This window comes from Leptolyngbya sp. FACHB-8 (genome assembly GCF_014695575.1).
Taxonomy (GTDB): Bacteria; Cyanobacteriota; Cyanobacteriia; order Elainellales; family Elainellaceae; genus Vacuolonema.
The window spans coordinates 36,738-54,824 of sequence record NZ_JACJOO010000038.1; the positions used below are offsets into that span (position 1 = coordinate 36,738).

An 18,087-nucleotide genomic window follows, 5' to 3' on the forward strand; every position below is an offset into this window, starting at 1 on the left:
TTTTATGGCAATGAGAGACGCTCTCGACTCAGCGTTGTGAGGGAGCTTTGGCTTGAGCTGATGTTAATCTACTCTGTACCTCGTGAGTTTTATCGTAGGGCTTGGGGTGGGACGGTTTCAGGGCTGGCGATCGCGCCTCCCCCTCCGGCTGCCTGGGGTGCCCCAATGTCATCGATATCGGCAGACGGTTGCACGACGGAGCTTGGTTGTAGATCGGGGCTCCATTGGACGGCATGAGGCTGTTGAGACATCCACATTAAGCCGCCAGCGGCTCCGGCCATGAGGGCAGCGTAACCCATATAGAGATGAACCGGTTGCAATTGAGCCGGAGAGGATTCGTCCTGGTACCAGGAGGGAACAGCACTCCGAGGAGTTTGTAAGGGTTTCAAATATCCTTGCAGCTCAGTGGCTTCTACCTTCAACACAGGTGCAAGACGACGCAAAAATCCTTGGATATAAACATCTTCGGGTAGTTTATCGGTCTCGCCCAGTTCTAGTGCCCGCAGTTGATGAATGGGTACCCAGGTTTTGAGGTGAAGCTGTTCCAGGGAGATGCCTTGTGCTTCTCGTGCTTCGCGGAGGGCCTGCCCAATTTGCTGCAACATCTCGGCCCGTTTTTCGGCTTCGAGAGATAGAGGTGGCTTTAAAGCGACCCGTTGAATGGCACGAGGAGGCGGAGGGGGTGGTACTAGCTGAGATGGGCCGGCAGAGGGTGCCGTTGTGGGCTGGGTATGTTGTGGTTCAGGAACACGAATGAAGTGAGCAGGTTCTGAATGGGCGGAGGTATTGTTGGTGCTTAGCTCTGGTTCCAGGGAAGGCGCAACCAGTGGGGAAGGGGCTTGCTCAGGCAATGGCGAGGCAGACGGAGCCGTACGGTATTGGCGCACGACCTGTCGTAGAGCGAGACGAATGGCTTCTCGCCCAACGGCGCGAATCATTAATTGGCAAGATTGAGCTGTTTCCTCGACGCCCTGACCAAAGCGGTTGATTGCCTCTTGATAGGTTTCACTGCGATGCAATTCTGCTTCCACTTGTACCAGTAGTGCGCTCAGCCCTTCGCGAGTTAATGCAATTCTGGCCTGATCCTGGCCTTCCAGGTAAAACGTCGTTGTGGCAACCATAACTAATGACCTCAGTGCTACTCTTCAGTTGGATAAAGACCGACGAACAGAATGGAACCTATATCCACACCTGTAGGCATTCACCCACTCATCGAATAGTCTTTCGCTATGTGCGATCGCTCTTCCGGATATCTGGTCAGGAAATCTACGTATAAATTCCCTCTAGAACGATAAAAAATTAACAGGAAGTATGTCAGACCGGTCGAATAACCATAAAATCCTTAACATTGGCTTTATAGCGCTGTGCAAGTGCGTTAAGTACGGGATAAGCCGAACCGCCCATTATTGCGTGCGCATCGCGCACGCAATAATGGGCTTTTTCGAGTGCCGCGCTTCGCGCGGCACTCGAAAAAGCCCTCAACCCGAACTGAGGTTACTTAATCAACCCGCACAGCGCTATATAGCCGTCTAAATTTCCTTAAGAGATAAAAAAGCTTGAGCTCGGGTTAAGGGCGAGTTCGAGTGCTGCGTGTTGTGCGGCACTCGAACTCGCCCATTTGGCTTGCCCCAAACTGAGATTAAAAATGGGTTGTCTCACTTAACATGGGACAACCCATTTTTGTCCTTTGGGCTTCAGGATGAAAACATGCAACCCAAAACTTCAATCAAATAAGAATAGCTAAAGAACTATACCTTTTGATTAATGTTAGCTTCCTTAATGACATGGTAGGTGATGAGCAATTGCGTAATGGCAAGAGGATAGCTTTGTAAGGTTTCCCCGGTCGTACCGATGACCTTGCCAATACCTGTGTTGCCATTCAGAGAGCAGAATTGGCTCAGTTCTTCTACTTCATTGCACATCATCCGTTCCAGTTCATGTACCTGTTCGTCTGTAGCATGGCCGTCAATTTCTAGTACATCTACGGGTTTGCCCATGTCGCGGTCTAATCCCAGACGTACGGCTGAGCCTAAGTGGCTGCCGGGCTCATCCAATAACAAACTGAAGTCAGGGTGAGGAATGGTCGGTCGGAGTACCAATCGCACATTCAGCAGTAAGTCGTCTTTTGCTTCTGTTTCTGACGGGTAAAAAGTCACCACCACATCGGCCCACTGACGTTGGGGACGGATAAAAGCGTCTGAATCGGGTTCGCGCTTGCGGAGTTGCTCTAGCACCTCGTCGACGTTATAGCCGCGTTTCCGGGTGTCTCGAGTAATTTTCCAGTTGGCTCGCAAATCTTCAGGTGGTGCAAGATAAACCTTGGCATCATAGCTATCGCGCATACCACGGGTACTGTAACCCAGGAGCCCTTCAACAATCACATACTGAGCCGGTTTAATGTACTCTGGCGGGTCAAACATCCCGGTGCTGTGGTTGTAGATGGGTTTGAGAATGGGTTGCCCGGCGCGCAACAGACTCAGGTGTTGTTGAATGATGTCTAGATAATTGCAATCAGGGTGAAGCGCTGAAATTCCCATTTCTGCCCGCTGTTTGCGATCGTAACGATGGTAATCATCGGTGCAGATAACCGTGACGTTTTCCTCACCCAGTACTTGAGCAATCCCTCGGGTTAAGGTTGTCTTTCCGGCAGCACTATCACCGACGATGCCGAGAATAATGGGGCGCTGATTCATGAGTCCTCCTGAGGCGGGCAGAGCATTCTCTTTGGGCGATTAGGGTTTTCATTATCTAATGCGGAGGGAGTAAGAACAAGAATGCGATCGCCCCAATATTCGCGATGAATCTTCAGCTCATCACAAAAAAAGCTGTTGGAATTGCTAATTGCGCTTCTGTACAGCAACGACTAACCAACTATTTCCGGGCTTTTAATGCCTTTGCGAACTCATAAGAAGAATGCAGTTACCTCAATAGCTCCTGAACCATTTCGTAATAGAACGTTACACCTACCTCATCAAATCTTTTTAGGGCGCGCTCTAAAACTCCCTAGAAGGGTTGTTTTTTGTGCAAAGCGCACGAAAAAAATAACTTTCGACGGTCTGGTTATTCAACTAAAAGCGCGAGACCCAGTGTTTTAGGAACACCGGGTCTGCTTCGGTTAGGCGATCGCCAACCAACCATCGATAGAAGGGAGATTCTACAGATCTTTCAGCTCGCGGGGTTGGGCGGCAAAGTATTGTTGAATTGAGGCTGCATCATCCTGGCCAAGGGTGATTTGCTTGTAGGCCACCTCTAAATTGTTGGGGTACATGGCCTGGAAAAGGTACTCTGCATAGCGTGTTGGGACAGTCGCTTGGGCCAGGGCTTCTTCCTGGGAGAGGCCTGCCTCTCGCCAACTCAGGGCGAGGGTTTCTAAATCGGTGAGATAGGTTTTGAGTTCTTCTAGGGTGGCGCGATCGCCCACAGGCCCATGACCCGGCACCACTTTGGCCGTGCCATACGCGGCGATCAGTTGCGTCAGGTTATCTCTCCAGACTCGAATATTGCCATCGCCTACATAGGGAATACGCTTTGAAAACAGTAGATCACCAGCTACCAATACATCCGCATCGGGAATGTAGGCCACCATATCGGTTCCACTGGAATGGCCTTCAAACTCGGCTAGTCGAACTTGGCGATCGCCCAACCACAGCTCTTCCTGTCCATTCACCACAATGTCGGGAGGGGTTACGTTCGGATCTGTTTCCCGGTTGCGGGTGAGCATGAACTCGCGAATGGGGCCACGTCCAACAATGGGAAAACCCCGCTCGTCAGCTGCTGCGTTGCCGCCGGAGTGGTCGAAGTGATAGTGGGTGTTGACTACATAGCGGATCGGTTGATCGGTGAGGGTCGCCACCGTCGAGAATACAAGGTTGGCGAGGGCTTCATTTTGGAAGGGATCAATGACCAGAACGCCGTCGGAGCCAATGACGATGGTAGCGTTGCAAATGGCGATGTTTGCCGGGTCGGTGGGGGGAAAGTCAGTGCTAGCAATTAAGCTGTAGACGCCATTGGCAACCTGCTGCACGGTTACCCCTGCCGATTCCAGGGTTACTTCAGGTGACTGAGCAGAGGTTTGGGGTTGCAAGCTCACAACTCCTAGCACGGTGGCTAGGGTGATGGCGAGACCTACAATCCATCGACGAAATTGTTTCATGGATTTATAGAAACCTTACGGGATTTATGTCGCCACCCATACTACTGTGGCTGTAAGATTTGGACTATCGCCGGATGGGTGATTGTTATGGAGGCAGGACAATGCCCTGTCTTATAACAAGTAAAGTTAAATGCTTATGATAAAAAGTGGTGCGGCGCAAAGCACCGCACCACTTTTTATCATAAGCATTTAACCCGATGTGATATTAACTTGGTGATACTTTTTGACCTGTATTAGGGATGCGAATTGTGTCAGGTGGCGATCGCCCATTTCAATGTTCATTGACGTGAATTGAGTAAGCCAGAAAAAGCCTAGAAACCCGGTGTTTCTAGAAACACCGGGTTTCTGTATCTAGGGAACTGTGACTTCTAAATCTAGCCTCTCAAGGGTCGCTTTATTAAACGACCGTTGTATTAATCGGCATAAGGCGTTCTCGCTGATACTCTTCTGTGGTGAAGGCATCTACTTGAATTGCATCATTGCGGGCAGTTTCGGCTTCTCGGAGCAGGTTCTTTTCAGCGTCGCTAATGAGACCTGATGCATAGGCCGTTTCGATCGGATCGAGGGGGCCGGAGGAGCGACTGGATGCCTTGATCCGTTTGAGAATGGGGTCGGCTTGACGAACCCGATCAAAGGCGTGCTCCAATCGGCCCAACGCCTGGTCGACATCGGTGGGGATGTGAATGCCTGTGGTGAGGCGATCGCGCACCACTCCACCTTTCTGTAAGTTCTGCGCGACCTGGCTCCCCAACTTATCGGAAGGAACGGTGCCGAGAGGATTCAATCGCCAAAAAGTCAAAGCAGGGCCACGCAGGAGGCTCCCAAGGATGGGAATATCTAGATTGCTGAAGATGCCCTCAAAGGCTTCCTGCATTTGGGCGAAGGCATATTGCATGACCCAATGCACCATGGGTAAGTCTTCGGCTTGCTGGCCTTCGGCCTCAAATCTCCGCAGGGTAGCGGTGCCCAGGTACAGCCAGGAGAGAACATCGGCAAACCGTCCAGTCAGTTTTTCCTTGCGTTTCAGAGAGCCACCGAAGGCAATGAGCGCAATATCAGTGAGTAGTGCAAAGGTGGCCGAGGCCCAGGTGAGTTTGCGATAGTACTGTGCAGTGGGGCCAGAAACGGGGGAATGGGCCAGTCGTCCTCGGGTTAAGTAAAGCAGTTTTGCTCGAAATACGTTGCGTACCAGCGAACCCATGTGCGGCCAGAAGGCCTGGTCAAATGCGGCGACATCGCCAGTGTGTAGAGCTTGCGTTTCTGCATACACGTAAGGATGGCAGCGGATTACACCCTGTCCAAAGATCATCAAGGTGCGCGTGAGGATGTTAGCTCCTTCGACCGTGATGGAAATGGGAGTGGCAGTGTAAAGGTTGGCTAAGAGGTTGCGGGGGCCACGACAAATCCCGGAGCCGCCCAGAATATCCATGCCGTCGTTGATGATGCGGCGGTAGAGTTCAGTGGTGTTGTATTTGGCGATCGCCGACACCACTGCCGGTTGTTCGCCTCGATCTACGGCACCGCAAGTGTAGAGTCGCACAGCGTCCATCATATAGGTGAAGGCTGCAATACGGGCCAGGGGTTCTTCAACACCTTCAAATCGGCCAATGGATAAGCCAAACTGCTGGCGCACAACACTGTGGGCACTGGCAACGCGAGATACCAATTGTGCAACCCCAGTACAGCTTGCCGGGAAGCTAATGCCCCGTCCGGCAGCGAGGGATTGCATGAGCATTTTCCAACCCTGACCTGCTTGCTCTACGCCACCGATAATTTGTTCGATGGGCAGGATGACGTTATGGCCTTCTGTGGGAGAGTTGTAGAAGGGAACTCCCATGGGATCATGGCGTTTATTGATGAGGACACCAGGGGTGTTGGTGGGAACGAGAACGCAGGTGATGCCAACATCCTGACCTTTGCCCAGCAGGTTATCGGGGTCGCGCAGGCGGAAGGCGAGGCCGAGGAGGGTGGCGATCGCCCCCATGGTAATGTACCGCTTACGCCAGTTCAGCCGTAGATACAGCTTGCCATCCTCACCCCGGAACACGTCACCGTGGGAGGTAATGTTGGCTGCATCGGAACCGGCTGTAGGTTCCGTTAAGGCAAAGCAGGGAATGTCTTCGCCGCTGGCAAGTCGTGGCAGGTAGTGCTGTTTCTGCTCGGTTGTGCCGTAGCGGAGGAGGAGTTTCGCGGGGCCGAGGGAGTTGGCAACGCCCACCGTGGCAATGTAGGTGAAGGAACGTGAGGAGAGTTTCACCATGACGGCACTGTAGGCCAGGTTTGAGAAGCCCAATCCACCGTACTCTTTGGGAATCATCATCCCAAAGAAGCGTTCTTGCTTCAGGTAATCCCAAACTTCTGGTGGCAGGTCTTTTCGTTGATAGATGTCCCAGTCTGTTGCCATTTGGCAGACTTGTTCCACTGGCCCATCGAGAAATGCCTGTAACTCGGGTGATAATTCCGGATAGGGTTCGTTGAGAATGCGATCGAAGTTGGGTTTTCCAGTAAAAAACTCCCCTTCAACCCACACGTTGCCCGCCTCAATCGCGGCCCGCTCTGTATCAGAGATTTTGGGCAACAGCTTCATGCGGTGAATCAGCTTGACCAGCGGCGCGGTCACGAGCCGTTGTCTGAGGGCTGGAAGGTTGAGGATCAGGGCGATCGCCCCACATATACCCCACACAGCAATGGGTGGGTTGAACATGGCGAGAACGGCGATCGCATACACCGTCCATATCCACAGCGACACACCTAAATAACCCAACACGACTAATAAAATCAGCAGTGTTGGGATCGTAAATATGAACGGTAGGGAGATCATAACTAACCATCCTAGGGAGATGTACGAATGAATGAGTTTAGTGAAGGGATAAAACTCATCTACAAATTGACTTTTAGATTGTGGAGTGTGGAGTCCAGACGCCCGGTGTTTTCAAAAACACTGGGCGTCTTAGCGGCTATTCCTGGTTGGGTTACAGCATCAACTCGAATACGCCTGCTGCACCCATACCGCCGCCAACGCACATGCTAACCAGACCGTAGCGTACGCCACGTCGCTTCATTTCATGGAGGAGGGTGGCGGTGAGTTTGGCTCCGGAGCAGCCGAGGGGGTGGCCAAGGGCGATCGCCCCTCCATTGACGCTCACGATCTCGTCATTCAGACCCAGTTCGCGGATGACGGCTAGCGCCTGGGCGGCAAAGGCTTCGTTGAGTTCAATTAAGCCGATGTCGCCCAGTGTCAGCCCCACTTGCTGTAACACCTTGGGAATCGCAACCGCTGGGCCGATGCCCATTATTTCAGGTGCGACTCCCGCAACGGCGTATCCCAGCAAGCGTCCCAGGGGTTTAACCCCAAGCTCGTTGACCATGCGTTCGCTCATGACGACCGTGGCGGCGGCGCCGTCCGACATTTGGGAGGCGTTACCAGCGGTGACAGTGCCGTTCAAGCGAAAGGCGGGTTTGAGATTGGCAAGGGCTTCCAGGCTGGTGTCAGCCCGTGGCCCCTCGTCAGTATCGAAGATGATTTCGTGGGTAACGGGTTGGCCGTTCTCGTAGAGGGTTTCGCGAACGGTGAGAGGAATGATTTCATCCTTGAAGTGACCAGCGGCGATCGCCTTCAACGCCCGCTGGTGCGATCGCAATGCATAGGCATCCTGATCCGCGCGAGACACATGGAAGCGTTCTGCCACGTTCTCGGCGGTGAGGCCCATGGTGATGTAAGCGCCAGGGGCATCCGCCAACAAATCGGCGTTGGGCAAGAACTGGTGACCGCCCATGGGAATCAAGCTCATGGATTCCACGCCACCCGCTACTATGACATCGGCCTGGCCGAAGGCGATTGCCTGAGTCGCCATAGCGATGGACTGCAAGCCTGACGAGCAGAGGCGATTGACGGTGCAGCCGGAAACGGAGTCTGGAAGACCCGCTCGCATAGCAACGATACGGCCCAGGTTGAAGCCCTGCTCGGCTTCGGGCATGGCGCATCCCAGAATAACGTCATCGATCTGGTTGGAGACCAGGTTGGGAATTTGGGCGATCGCCCCTTTCACGGCTGTGGCTCCCAAATCGTCGGGGCGGGTGTGGCGGAGCGTGCCTCGAGGTGCCTTGCCTACCGCTGTCCGGACGCTGCTCACAATGTAGGTGTTGTTCATGATTAATTCCTCAGCGGCTTCTTGGTCGTCAGCATGTGTAAGATTCGTTCTTTCGTCTTGGGCTCATCCACCAGCGGCAAGAAGAGTTCTCGCTCTAACCGCAGCAGATAGTCCTCATCTACCAGGGAGGAAGCCGTCAACTCGCCTCCGGTGAGGACGTAAGCTAACCGATGGGCCAAGGCATGGTCGTATTCGCTGATGTAGCCTCCCTGCTCCAGGGTTTGGGCCATGTGCTCAAATACGGCTCGGGCGGGTTGTCCCAGTACGTGAATGGGGTTACGGGGTGGGGCCGTGTAGCCCAGATAGTCGAGGTCGAGAACCTCCTGTTTGGCAACGTAGAGGCGGCGATCGCCATTCACCACCACTTTTGTCATCGGGTTCAGGAATCCTAACGCCACCCCTTCATAGGCACTGTTCGCGACTTTCGCCATGCCGATGGTTTCAAAGACCCGCTTCAGGAATGGCAGGATGTCGCCGGGGGTGTCTGTTGCGGCACGACTGGCCGCCCAGCGAGCCATCCGCATCAAACCACCGCCTGCGGGAATCAGGCCAACGCCCAACTCCACTAAACCAATATAGGTTTCTGCGTCAGCGACGATGTGAGGACAGGCCATCGCCAGCTCACAACCGCCACCCAGCACACGTCCTTGAATCGCCGCCACGATCGGCTTATGGAAGTAATGAATGCGCTGTACCAGCGTTTGGAATTTGATGATCAGGTCGGTGAGGGCACGGTGATTGCGGTTGAAGGGATTCAGGTTTTCCCATTGGACAATTTTGCCGACTTCCGCCAGGTTAATGCCGACGCAGAAGTTCTCACCCTCGTTGCCAATCACCATGCCCCGGTAATCGTGGGTTTCCAACCAATCTAGAGCCGCAATCAACCCATCGATTACCTGAACGCTGAGTGTGTTGGCTTTAGAACGGAACTCGAACAGGGTGACGCCATCTCCTAAATCCAACAAAGCTGCTTCGGAATTGTGCCAGAGGGTCGCTTTGGGATTAGCTTTGATGTCGGCCAGGTGAATTTCATCGATGGGTTTTGCGGCGATCGCCCCCACTTGCCCATAAAACCCACCAGACATCGACATCACCCAGTCTGGTACGGTGAGGCCAGCCTTTTGCATATCGGCACGAACCATTTCAAAACCCAGGGCATCCCAGATTTCAAACGGTCCCATCTCCCAACCAAAGCCCCAGCGCATGGCCTGATCAACGTCGATAGGACGATCGGCAATTTCGGGAATGCGGTTGGCACTGTAGGCCAGGGTGGCCAGGGTGGTTTGCCGGAAAAAGTCTCCAGCGCGGCCTTTTTGGTGATAGAGCTTGCGCAGGCGATCGCTCAGATCTGGGAGTTTGGCAATTCCATCCAAATTGCCCAAATTCATTGGTTTTGCAGGTTCATAGGCCAGGGTATGAATGTTAACAGAATGGATTTCTCCTTTCACTTTCTTGTAAAATCCCTGCCCAACTTTGGCTCCCAATGATCCAGTTTCCGTCAACTTTCGCATCAACTCCGGGATGCGAAACATTTCTCGCTGTTCATCATTCGGAACAACTGGATATAGGTTATCGGATACATAGGTAAGCGTATCCAACCCCACTAAATCAGCGGTGCGGAAGGTGGCGGATTTGGGCCGACCAACTACGGTACCCGTCAACTGATCGATCTCTTCAATGGTGTAACCCTGCTCCGTCAAAGCTTTCAGCCCCAGCATGGTGACAAATACGCCGATGCGGTTGGCGATGAAGTTGGGCGTATCCTTCGCGATGACAATACCTTTGCCCAGGTGCATCCGCCCGAACCACTGCATCCGTGCCAGCACCTCTGGATCGGTATCAGCGGTGGGAATCAGTTCTAATAGCTTCAGGTAGCGGGGTGGGTTGAAGAAGTGGGTGCCCAGGAAGCGCTTCCGGAAGGATTTGGAACGGTGTTGGGCGATCGCCCCAATGGACAACCCGCTGGTATTGCTGGAAATAACGGTGTCGGGGCGAACGGTCTTTTCGACCCGTTCCATCAACTGTTGTTTAACAGCTAAGTTTTCCACGACGACTTCAATCACCCAATCCACCTGAGCCAAGCGATCGAAATGATCTTCATAGTTGCCCAGAATCACCCGCTGAGCGATTTGCTCGGTATAAAAAACAGGGGGGGATTGCTTTAACGCTTTTTTGAAAGCTCCTTCTACCAGGCTGTTGCGATCGCCCGATTGGGCTGGAAGTTCTAGCAGGTGCACGGTTAAACCTGCATTGGCTAGATGGGCGGCAATCTGGGTTCCCATTACCCCCGCACCCAATACAGCAGCTGTTCGAAATGGTTTAAACATCATTGATTTTCCTCACAATGCAGCAGTTGATGATGCGTTTAGTAATGGGTTAGGGACTGAGCATAGGCAGGGCAGGTAGCAGCGGCCATCGGTGGACAAACCACATTGGGATCATCTGATTGCAACTCAATTTCGTTGCTATAAAATGCGCCAATCTCACTGGCAAACGCGTCTAGAACCTGTGCACGATTCAGTGTTCCATCCGCATTGAGGAATCCGTTTTCGATGGTTAATTCGACTGGAATGAGTTTGAATTTACGCACCGTTGACCAATACGGTAGATGACAGTTGGCTGCATCGATTAATGCTTGATACCGTGTCAGCAGACAAGGATGCTGCAAGCTTGTCAATGACGATGCAGCACCCAGCAAGGTTAGTTCCCGCTGTACCCAATCCAGATTTGGGAAAATCAGGAGAGCGCAGAATTTATGATTGGCACCGACAATAACAGCATGGCTTATCAGAGGAGATTGATTGAGTTCTTGCTCCAATGGCAGGGCTGAAACATACTTGCCGGTTGACAGTTTGAATAGCGATTTTTTCACTCCAGTTAGACGTAGAAATCCATCCGGTGTGATTTCGCCTAAATCGCCCGTATGTAACCAACCTTCGCTATCGATCGCCCGCTTTGTTGCTTCTGCATCCCGATAATATCCCTGCATCACAAACGGGCCACGAATGAGAACTTCGCAATCGGGGGCGATCGCTATCTCGACTCCCGGAATCGGTACTCCTACAGTCCCTGCCCGGTTATGGCTGCCCCGGTTGTAGCAGAGTACAGCACTGGTTTCTGTTAGACCATATCCCTGTAGAAGTGGAATTCCTGCGGCTGAGAGTGCGTTGGCTAAGTCAGGACGTAGTGCGGCTCCACCACAGATTAAGGCTTTCATGCGATCGCCAAATACAACTCGCCATTTGCTAAACACCAACCGATCTGCCAGTTTCAGTTGAAGCCCATAGAGCCGCTTAGGAGGTTCGCCAAGTTCATATCGCTGTGCAACTTTGAGTGCCCAGGTGAACACAGCGCGATCAAATTTTTGCAGCCGTTTACCTTGTTCCAAAATGCGCTCGTATATCTTTTCAATTAAGCGTGGAACCGTAATTAGGATCGTTGGATTAACGGTTTTGAGATGCTTAACGATATGGTTAGGGTCTGAAAAATAGATACTGTGGCCGTAGGCTAAATGTCCATAGAAGAAGGCACGGGCAAAGATATGAGTGAGGGGTAGAAACAACAGAGCGGTTTCCTTTTCACCTGTCTCTAAGCCGGGAAAGCAACTGAAGGCAGACAGAATATCGGCCGAGATGTTTTCATGGCTGAGCATGACGCCACGGGGGCGTTTCGTTTCGCTGGCGATATAGAGGATGGTGGCTAAATCAGAAGGGGCGATCGCCTCTCGCAACGACTGTAAGCGTTCCTCAGACCATCTCTCTCGCCCTATTGTTCTCACCTCATCCAGTGACCAGATTTGCAATTGAGAGGGCAACCCCTCCACCTGACCAACGGGTTCTAATGGAGCGGCATTGAAGATTTGTGGTTCATGCAGGCAGTCGTCATCAAGAGGACCATGGGCCTTTTGCCCTGGCTGCTCCTCATTGTTTTTGAGGTGTCGTCGAATCTGCTCCCAGTCCCCCGGAACATCTACTACAAGAACGGCTTGTAGCGATGGAGCTTCCTGTAAATGGGGTGCAATCTGGTAAAACAGATCCACATTGGAAATAACTAGAATCTTCGCATCCGAGTGTTGCAGGATAACCAGGATGTTCTCAATGGTTTGAGTGAGGTCAATGGGAACATCTACCAGACCCGCCAGTAAGCATCCCATGTCGGTAATGCAAAAGGGCAGATCACTGTGCATTACGAATGCAACGCGATCACCTCGTTGCAAAGCAAATGATAATAACCCTAATGCAAATTCTTCAGCAGCAGTACGAAATTCTCCATTAGAAAGGGATTGCCAACGGCGTTTTTGCCACTGGTTTAAGGCATGGTCATTGGGATAGCGATCGCACGCTTCATCCAACAATGAAGGCAACGTACGCCCCAAGCTCAGGCTACCGGTATCCGGTGGGGCATGGTAGAGGGTTAATAGTCCAGCCATGTTTTTAGGAAGCGTCCATTGCGCTTCGCATCATTGTGGAGGGTGAGGGAATTTTGAAAAGCCTTAGAATAGGATTATTTCCCGCCCACATAACAAACGGAAAATAACTTTTCAAGCACCCCTTCAAACAAAGTAGATACTCAATACGGCTACGGGAATTAAATGGCTCTTGAGAAGCCACAGAATTCAATTGACGGAGAGGAGGGATTTAGTTTAGGGGATATTCCCGCAGCGACTCCAAATGCCTTTAAGCAACTTCTATGGAGTTAAGCAAAAGTGCCTCAAGCAAATGGATGAATCGTGAGTTCACACCATGATAGTGAGCTAGGCTATTAAAAAACAAAGCCTATAGCGGAGTCTTAAGAACTAAAATCAAGTTCTAATTTTAATCAACTTACTCACGTTCGAAGTAGCAGAATGAACTTCGAAGAGAGCATTCTGTTGATAGGAAACTCATATCCTTTAAATCAACAGAAGCCGCTATTTAGATGTGATCCCAGTATATCTCAGGCATTTCGAATCTGTGTTAAATGATACCGATTGTAAACATCTCTCATAAACAGGCTGAATACAAGCCAGATGAATCGTGTTTACGTGGATACGTCTGAGATAAGTATGGAAAATCAATATACTTTTGTAAGGGGTTCACATAACTTTATGAAGAACTCATTTTTATGTTTTTTCAGATAGTGCTTTTGTAGGATTACTTAATCTTTGAAAAAGTTGTTTTACGTTATTTTCCATTCTGATTAAGTACGAGAGATGAATATAAAACGAAATCCCATATCTATCTTTCGTGCTTTACCAGACTAAGAGAAGTTAAAAGTGTGGCATACCTGCCTATCTATTAAAATATTTCGCTGGGCTGTAAAAGACTTAGAAACCCGGTGTTTTTCAACTACCGGGTTTCTAGAAGCTAAGTCTTTAGCTGATAGAAATTAGGCGACCGCTCAATCGACAAACATGTAAGTCTCCATCGATATGTCGATCTAACCAATTCGAAATATCTACGATTACTTGAGGCATATCCAGGTCATTGTGTAAGTCGTGGTAAGCATCTGGGTATTCGCGATACTCTTTGTCTACAATGGCTAGTTTTTCGAAGAGTTCATGGCTGTTGGCCGGTGGTGTAACAATATCGTTTCCGCCATGGAGAACTAGGACGGGGATTTGTAGCTGAGCCAGGTTCGTATCGATCCACCGAATTGTTTTTAGAAACTCGGAAACCAGACGAGCCGTGCCTCTGCGATGGCGAAGAGGGTCCTGGGTGTAGGCGGTGATGACATTTGGGTCACGGGAGCCTGCATTTTGAGGAATACCCGTGTCGAGAGAGAAGCGGGGGTAGACCCAGGAGAGGATTTGCCCGGCAGCTAAGCGCCACGCTGGGACGCCAGAGGGGTTAAGGGATGGGGCCATGAGAATGAGGCCGGATAGGGCCTGGCGATCGCGCAGGGCTACGTCGAGCAGAATGATGGCTCCCAGGCTGTGGCCCAATGCGAAGCAAGGGATATCGGGGTGTTGATCTGCCATTAATTGCTGAAAGCGATCGATGTCGCCCCGGAATTCTGACCAGTGGTTAATATAGGCGCGTTGACCGGGCGATCGCCCGTGACCCCGTAAATCGAGGTTATAGGCGGCGTACCCCTGGGATGCTAAGTTTTCTGCTATGCCTTGAAACCATCCGCTGTGGCTGCCGAGGCCGTGGATGATGCCAATCGTAGCTTTGGGGGTGGTTGAGGGCTGCCAGCTTTGGTAATAAAGGTCAATTCCGTTTGTGCCCTTGAAGGTTCCTTCGGAGTGCGGCATGGTTTTGTTTCCTGAATAAGGCGGTTGTTTTTGGGTGGAAAGCACACGAGAAAAACAACTTTGAGTTTTAGAGAAAGCTGTGGGTTGATTGAAAATCGTGATGGATGTTAAGGGTTGCTGCTTGGGGGTGCGTCGCCCCTCCCCCCACTGAGGGGCGGTTGCCCGTTCCCCAGACCTCCTTGGCAAAAGGAGTTTTGGATGGGAGGCGTTAGGCCACTTCGCATCTGTGGGGTTTTTGATCCGGCTTGGGTGGGGTATTTATGAGGGAATGATTGGAGTATGTAGTGTTGGGGGCTGTTGGGCTCTGCATGATGAATTGGGGTTGGAGACGTTTTTTAGGCAGCTTATGAAGGGGGGGAATTGGGTGCTGTGGTTATGGCTGTTAATGTTTCGTTAAGTTCTTGGAGGAGCGTCTGAAGTTGAGAGCTGGAGCGATCGCTGATTAATGATAGCCCTAGAGGGGGTTGGCTAAGGGCAGCGGCGAAGGTGGCGCTAAGGGTGGGGGTAAGTGGGACGCCAGAATGTAGGTGTTGGTTGAAGAAGGCGAGGCTGAGAACGTTGGTGTAGGTGTCAAAGGGGGTTGGCTCCTGCGTGGTGGCAAGGGGTAGGGTGGGGGGCAATAGTTTGATGTGTAATTCTAACTGTTGAACGAGGCGTTGTAGGTCGCGTAGGTGCGATTTTCCTTGCATGAGGGCAAGGTAGCGGTGAGGAGCCGTGAGCCATTGAAATAGGCGGGCTTGTTCTAGTACAAGGGGAGTGACGGCATCATGGCTTCCGGCGATAAATAGTACGGGGATTTGAATATGGGCCATGCCTTCTGCGCCAAACATCTCACTACCCAGAGGTTCCATGGCCAGGATGGCTTGGACACGCGGATCTCGCAGGTTATAGATATGGCGAGGTAAACGGAGGGCCTGACATTGCAGTAACAGTGAGGGGTTATGGGGATGGCGGACGTGAATATGACAGGTGTTTTCCAGAGCTTCAAAGTGTAGCTCGGCACCAGCCAGGGCAAAGGTGGTATAGGCTCCGAAGGAGTAACCTAGAACACCTACAGATGTGAGGTTCAAGCGATCGCCAAACTGGCTCTTGTTCCGCTGTTCTAGCTCATCAAGAAGGGCACTGATATCGTGGGGTCGATGAATAAACTCGGCTTGTTCAAAGACTTCGGGCGATCGCCCCGCTAACATCTCCCGTGCATACACGCTGTCGCTACCTGGATGTTGGGGGGCGGCAACAAAATAACCATGAGATGCGAGATGGTGGGCATATTCCGCGAGGTCTTCTGGGTTGGAGGCTAACCCATGGGATTGAATGACAACGGGAATCGAGGAATTGTCGCAATCTTGCGGTTGATAACAGATAACCCGCATCGTTCCTCGTGACCCCCGCTCGACTACCAGATCGTAGGCTTGCACTGCCCAGGGGCCGGGTTGCTGAAGCGCGGACAGTACGCTGGCATCAACTACCGCGTCGAGAATGGCTTCGGCTTCGGCTAGTTCTCCGATGGTGGCGATCGCCTTTTCAGTTACTTCTAGAAGTAATCTCACTCGGTTGGTGGTCATTAAAAGGTGATCGACGTTCACCTGCAATGCGTTTGGACCATACCGCAAAATGCTCAATAGGGAGAGGCCATCGGGGTCGGCAGCTAGCTGGAGTAGCACCTCTGCGATCGCATCATCCGATAAGTGAAAGAAGGGGGCGAGCCATTGCAGTAGATAACCACCCAGGCCTGTTTGCAGGAAATACTGAAGTTGCTTTGGGTTGAGTTCCACGCGCGATCGCAAAATTCGACGGCAACTCGACAGATATTGGGGGTCGCTTTTACCAAAGTAAACTTGACAAACCTGATTCGCGACGTAGGGTAATTTTTTAGAGTCGAAGAATTCTTGCGATCGCCGTAATGCCCTCAGAATCAAAACTTTAAGGCGATTAAATGCAGCTTCACGAAAACTAGAAGATGGAGAATCGGGCGGAGAGTCAACGTAACCCATGGCACAACACCTTGCAGACCAGCATTGCCGTCCTGCCTCTCCTGATCTTGTTATAAACCACGCCTGGCCCGAATAGGGGCGTCGATATAATAAGCAACACTCTGAGCAATTAGGATCTCTTTCAAAGTCATTTTTTTGTATGTGGAGTGTACGAAAACATGACTTTGAAAGAGAGTTGGGCGATCGCTATAAATTGCATCCACCAGCTTCATCAGGACTTACGCAAGCCCGCTATATGTAGTGTATTTGTGTTGTAGGTGGGGTGCTTTGCACCCCACCTACAACACAAATGCGTAAGTCCTGTTCATCATTCATGAGCCAAAACCCGGATTTTGGTTTGGTAACTGGAATACGGGAGTAGACCTTTTAAAGCCTCCACCTGACCTAAACCCCCATACCTGTGAGTCCAGGCAGTCCTTCTAGGACTGTCTCGATTCCCTTTGTTTATTTCAGCTGCTTCCCTTACTAGAGGTGATTATTTTGACTGCACTCCTCCGCCATCTGAAACAACGCGGTCATCTTGACGGTCTTCATTTCAACGTTTGCTCGGTTGGTGCCCGTAAGGTGGCCGATGGAGATGACTTTGAGGCACAGGGATGGGGTATCTTTGCGCCTCATCTCACTGTCTATGGATTTGATGCCGATGCCGACGCCTGTGATATAGCCAGCCTTGATTTTGCCACACGTCATTTAGATTGGCAGGAACACTATGTTCCGCTAGCTCTCAGTGATACTGCTGCAAACAAGGCTCTGTATGTAACGCAGGACCCCATGTGCACATCTCTTTATCCTCCGAATGAACCCCTGCTGGCCCGCTTTGAGAAGTTGCCAGAGTTTATGAATCTGGACTTTGCCTTAGAAGTCGAGACGACCACTCTTGACGCTTTCTGCGAAGCCGAGCAAGTGCCATTCATCGACTTTCTTCAAATTGATGTGCAGGGTGCTGATTTGCATGTTTTACACGGTGCGCGTCAGCTTCTGTCTACCGTTCTGATGATTCAGATTGAGGTGGAATTTGCTCCACTCTATGAGAACCAACCTCTCTTTGCAGATATTGATACGTTTCTTCGGTTAGAAGGTTTTAGTCTGTTTGATTTGATCGGCACTCGCTGCAAACGCGCACACTCACCCATTTTTAACCGCAATCGTCCTGGCCAGTTGTTGTGGGGAGAAGCTTTCTACTTGCGTGACCCTCTGCTACTTTATCCACAGGAATCAAAGCTAAGCTCTGAGCGAACTTTAAAGCTTGCCTGTATTGCTTTTTTATCTGGATTTTTAGACTTTGCTTTCGAGTTGCTGGAACATCTGACCCTGACGGTAGGGCAAAGCGATCCGCGTTACAATTTCACCGCAGCGATCGAAGATTTTCTGCTGGAGTTGAATATGTCGAATGATGCGATCGCCAATCTTCGACTCATGCAAAACCTCCGTTCTGCTTAAACTAGACCTCCTGCATGAATCAGTTTTTGAGGGCGTGGGTCGTTGCGCGGCGAAACCGCGCAACGACCCACGCAGGAAGGTCAGTGGTTTGTGTCCACTGCACACAAACCACTG

10 protein-coding genes are annotated in these 18,087 nt (G+C 51.3%); 1 reads left to right on the forward strand and 9 read right to left on the reverse strand.

What is annotated here, in order from left to right; genetic code table 11:
* Positions 1-89: 89 nt before the first annotated feature.
* From H6F91_RS07815 to H6F91_RS07855, 9 genes are all read right to left on the reverse strand, one after another.
* Complete coding sequence (locus H6F91_RS07815; protein ID WP_190770530.1) at positions 90-1,121, reverse strand: helix-turn-helix transcriptional regulator; 1,032 nt, start codon at positions 1,119-1,121, stop codon at positions 90-92.
* A gap of 627 nt (positions 1,122-1,748) precedes the next feature.
* Positions 1,749-2,693, reverse strand: coding sequence for a phosphoribulokinase (locus H6F91_RS07820; protein WP_190770531.1), 945 nt, complete (start codon positions 2,691-2,693; stop codon positions 1,749-1,751).
* 461 nt (positions 2,694-3,154) lie between these two features.
* Complete coding sequence (locus H6F91_RS07825; RefSeq protein ID WP_190770532.1) at positions 3,155-4,153, reverse strand: MBL fold metallo-hydrolase; 999 nt, start codon at positions 4,151-4,153, stop codon at positions 3,155-3,157.
* Positions 4,154-4,550: 397 nt separating this feature from the next.
* A complete protein-coding gene (locus H6F91_RS07830) occupies positions 4,551-6,974 on the reverse strand; it encodes an acyl-CoA dehydrogenase (RefSeq protein ID WP_190770533.1) in 2,424 nt (807 codons plus the stop codon).
* Positions 6,975-7,125: 151 nt separating this feature from the next.
* Positions 7,126-8,304, reverse strand: a complete 1,179-nt coding sequence (locus H6F91_RS07835) for an acetyl-CoA C-acyltransferase (protein ID WP_190770534.1) — start codon at positions 8,302-8,304, stop codon at positions 7,126-7,128.
* 2 nt (positions 8,305-8,306) lie between these two features.
* The gene (locus H6F91_RS07840; protein ID WP_190770575.1) at positions 8,307-10,631 is read right to left on the reverse strand and encodes a 3-hydroxyacyl-CoA dehydrogenase/enoyl-CoA hydratase family protein; all 2,325 of its coding nucleotides are present in this window, start codon (positions 10,629-10,631) and stop codon (positions 8,307-8,309) included.
* A 38-nt stretch (positions 10,632-10,669) separates the two neighbouring features.
* Positions 10,670-12,733, reverse strand: a complete 2,064-nt coding sequence (locus H6F91_RS07845) for an AMP-binding protein (protein WP_190770535.1) — start codon at positions 12,731-12,733, stop codon at positions 10,670-10,672.
* A 924-nt stretch (positions 12,734-13,657) separates the two neighbouring features.
* Positions 13,658-14,539, reverse strand: coding sequence for an alpha/beta hydrolase (locus H6F91_RS07850; RefSeq protein ID WP_190770536.1), 882 nt, complete (start codon positions 14,537-14,539; stop codon positions 13,658-13,660).
* Positions 14,540-14,883: 344 nt separating this feature from the next.
* Positions 14,884-16,533, reverse strand: coding sequence for an alpha/beta hydrolase (locus H6F91_RS07855; protein ID WP_190770537.1), 1,650 nt, complete (start codon positions 16,531-16,533; stop codon positions 14,884-14,886).
* A 480-nt stretch (positions 16,534-17,013) separates the two neighbouring features.
* Between H6F91_RS07855 and H6F91_RS07860 the strand changes: the two genes are divergently transcribed.
* Positions 17,014-17,973 carry an FkbM family methyltransferase gene (locus H6F91_RS07860; RefSeq protein ID WP_190770538.1) on the forward strand — a complete coding sequence of 320 codons (960 nt, stop codon included), beginning with the start codon at positions 17,014-17,016 and terminating at the stop codon, positions 17,971-17,973.
* The last annotated feature ends 114 nt before the right edge of the window (positions 17,974-18,087 follow it).

What these genes read in the sequence shown, in the direction of transcription:
- H6F91_RS07815 (WP_190770530.1), bottom strand. Translation starts at nt 1,121, where the DNA reads ATGGTTGCCACAACGACGTTTTACCTGGAAGGCCAGGATCAGGCCAGA.
- H6F91_RS07820 (WP_190770531.1), bottom strand. Translation starts at nt 2,693, where the DNA reads ATGAATCAGCGCCCCATTATTCTCGGCATCGTCGGTGATAGTGCTGCC.
- H6F91_RS07825 (WP_190770532.1), bottom strand. Translation starts at nt 4,153, where the DNA reads ATGAAACAATTTCGTCGATGGATTGTAGGTCTCGCCATCACCCTAGCC.
- H6F91_RS07830 (WP_190770533.1), bottom strand. Translation starts at nt 6,974, where the DNA reads ATGATCTCCCTACCGTTCATATTTACGATCCCAACACTGCTGATTTTA.
- H6F91_RS07835 (WP_190770534.1), bottom strand. Translation starts at nt 8,304, where the DNA reads ATGAACAACACCTACATTGTGAGCAGCGTCCGGACAGCGGTAGGCAAG.
- H6F91_RS07840 (WP_190770575.1), bottom strand. Translation starts at nt 10,631, where the DNA reads ATGTTTAAACCATTTCGAACAGCTGCTGTATTGGGTGCGGGGGTAATG.
- H6F91_RS07845 (WP_190770535.1), bottom strand. Translation starts at nt 12,733, where the DNA reads ATGGCTGGACTATTAACCCTCTACCATGCCCCACCGGATACCGGTAGC.
- H6F91_RS07850 (WP_190770536.1), bottom strand. Translation starts at nt 14,539, where the DNA reads ATGCCGCACTCCGAAGGAACCTTCAAGGGCACAAACGGAATTGACCTT.
- H6F91_RS07855 (WP_190770537.1), bottom strand. Translation starts at nt 16,533, where the DNA reads ATGGGTTACGTTGACTCTCCGCCCGATTCTCCATCTTCTAGTTTTCGT.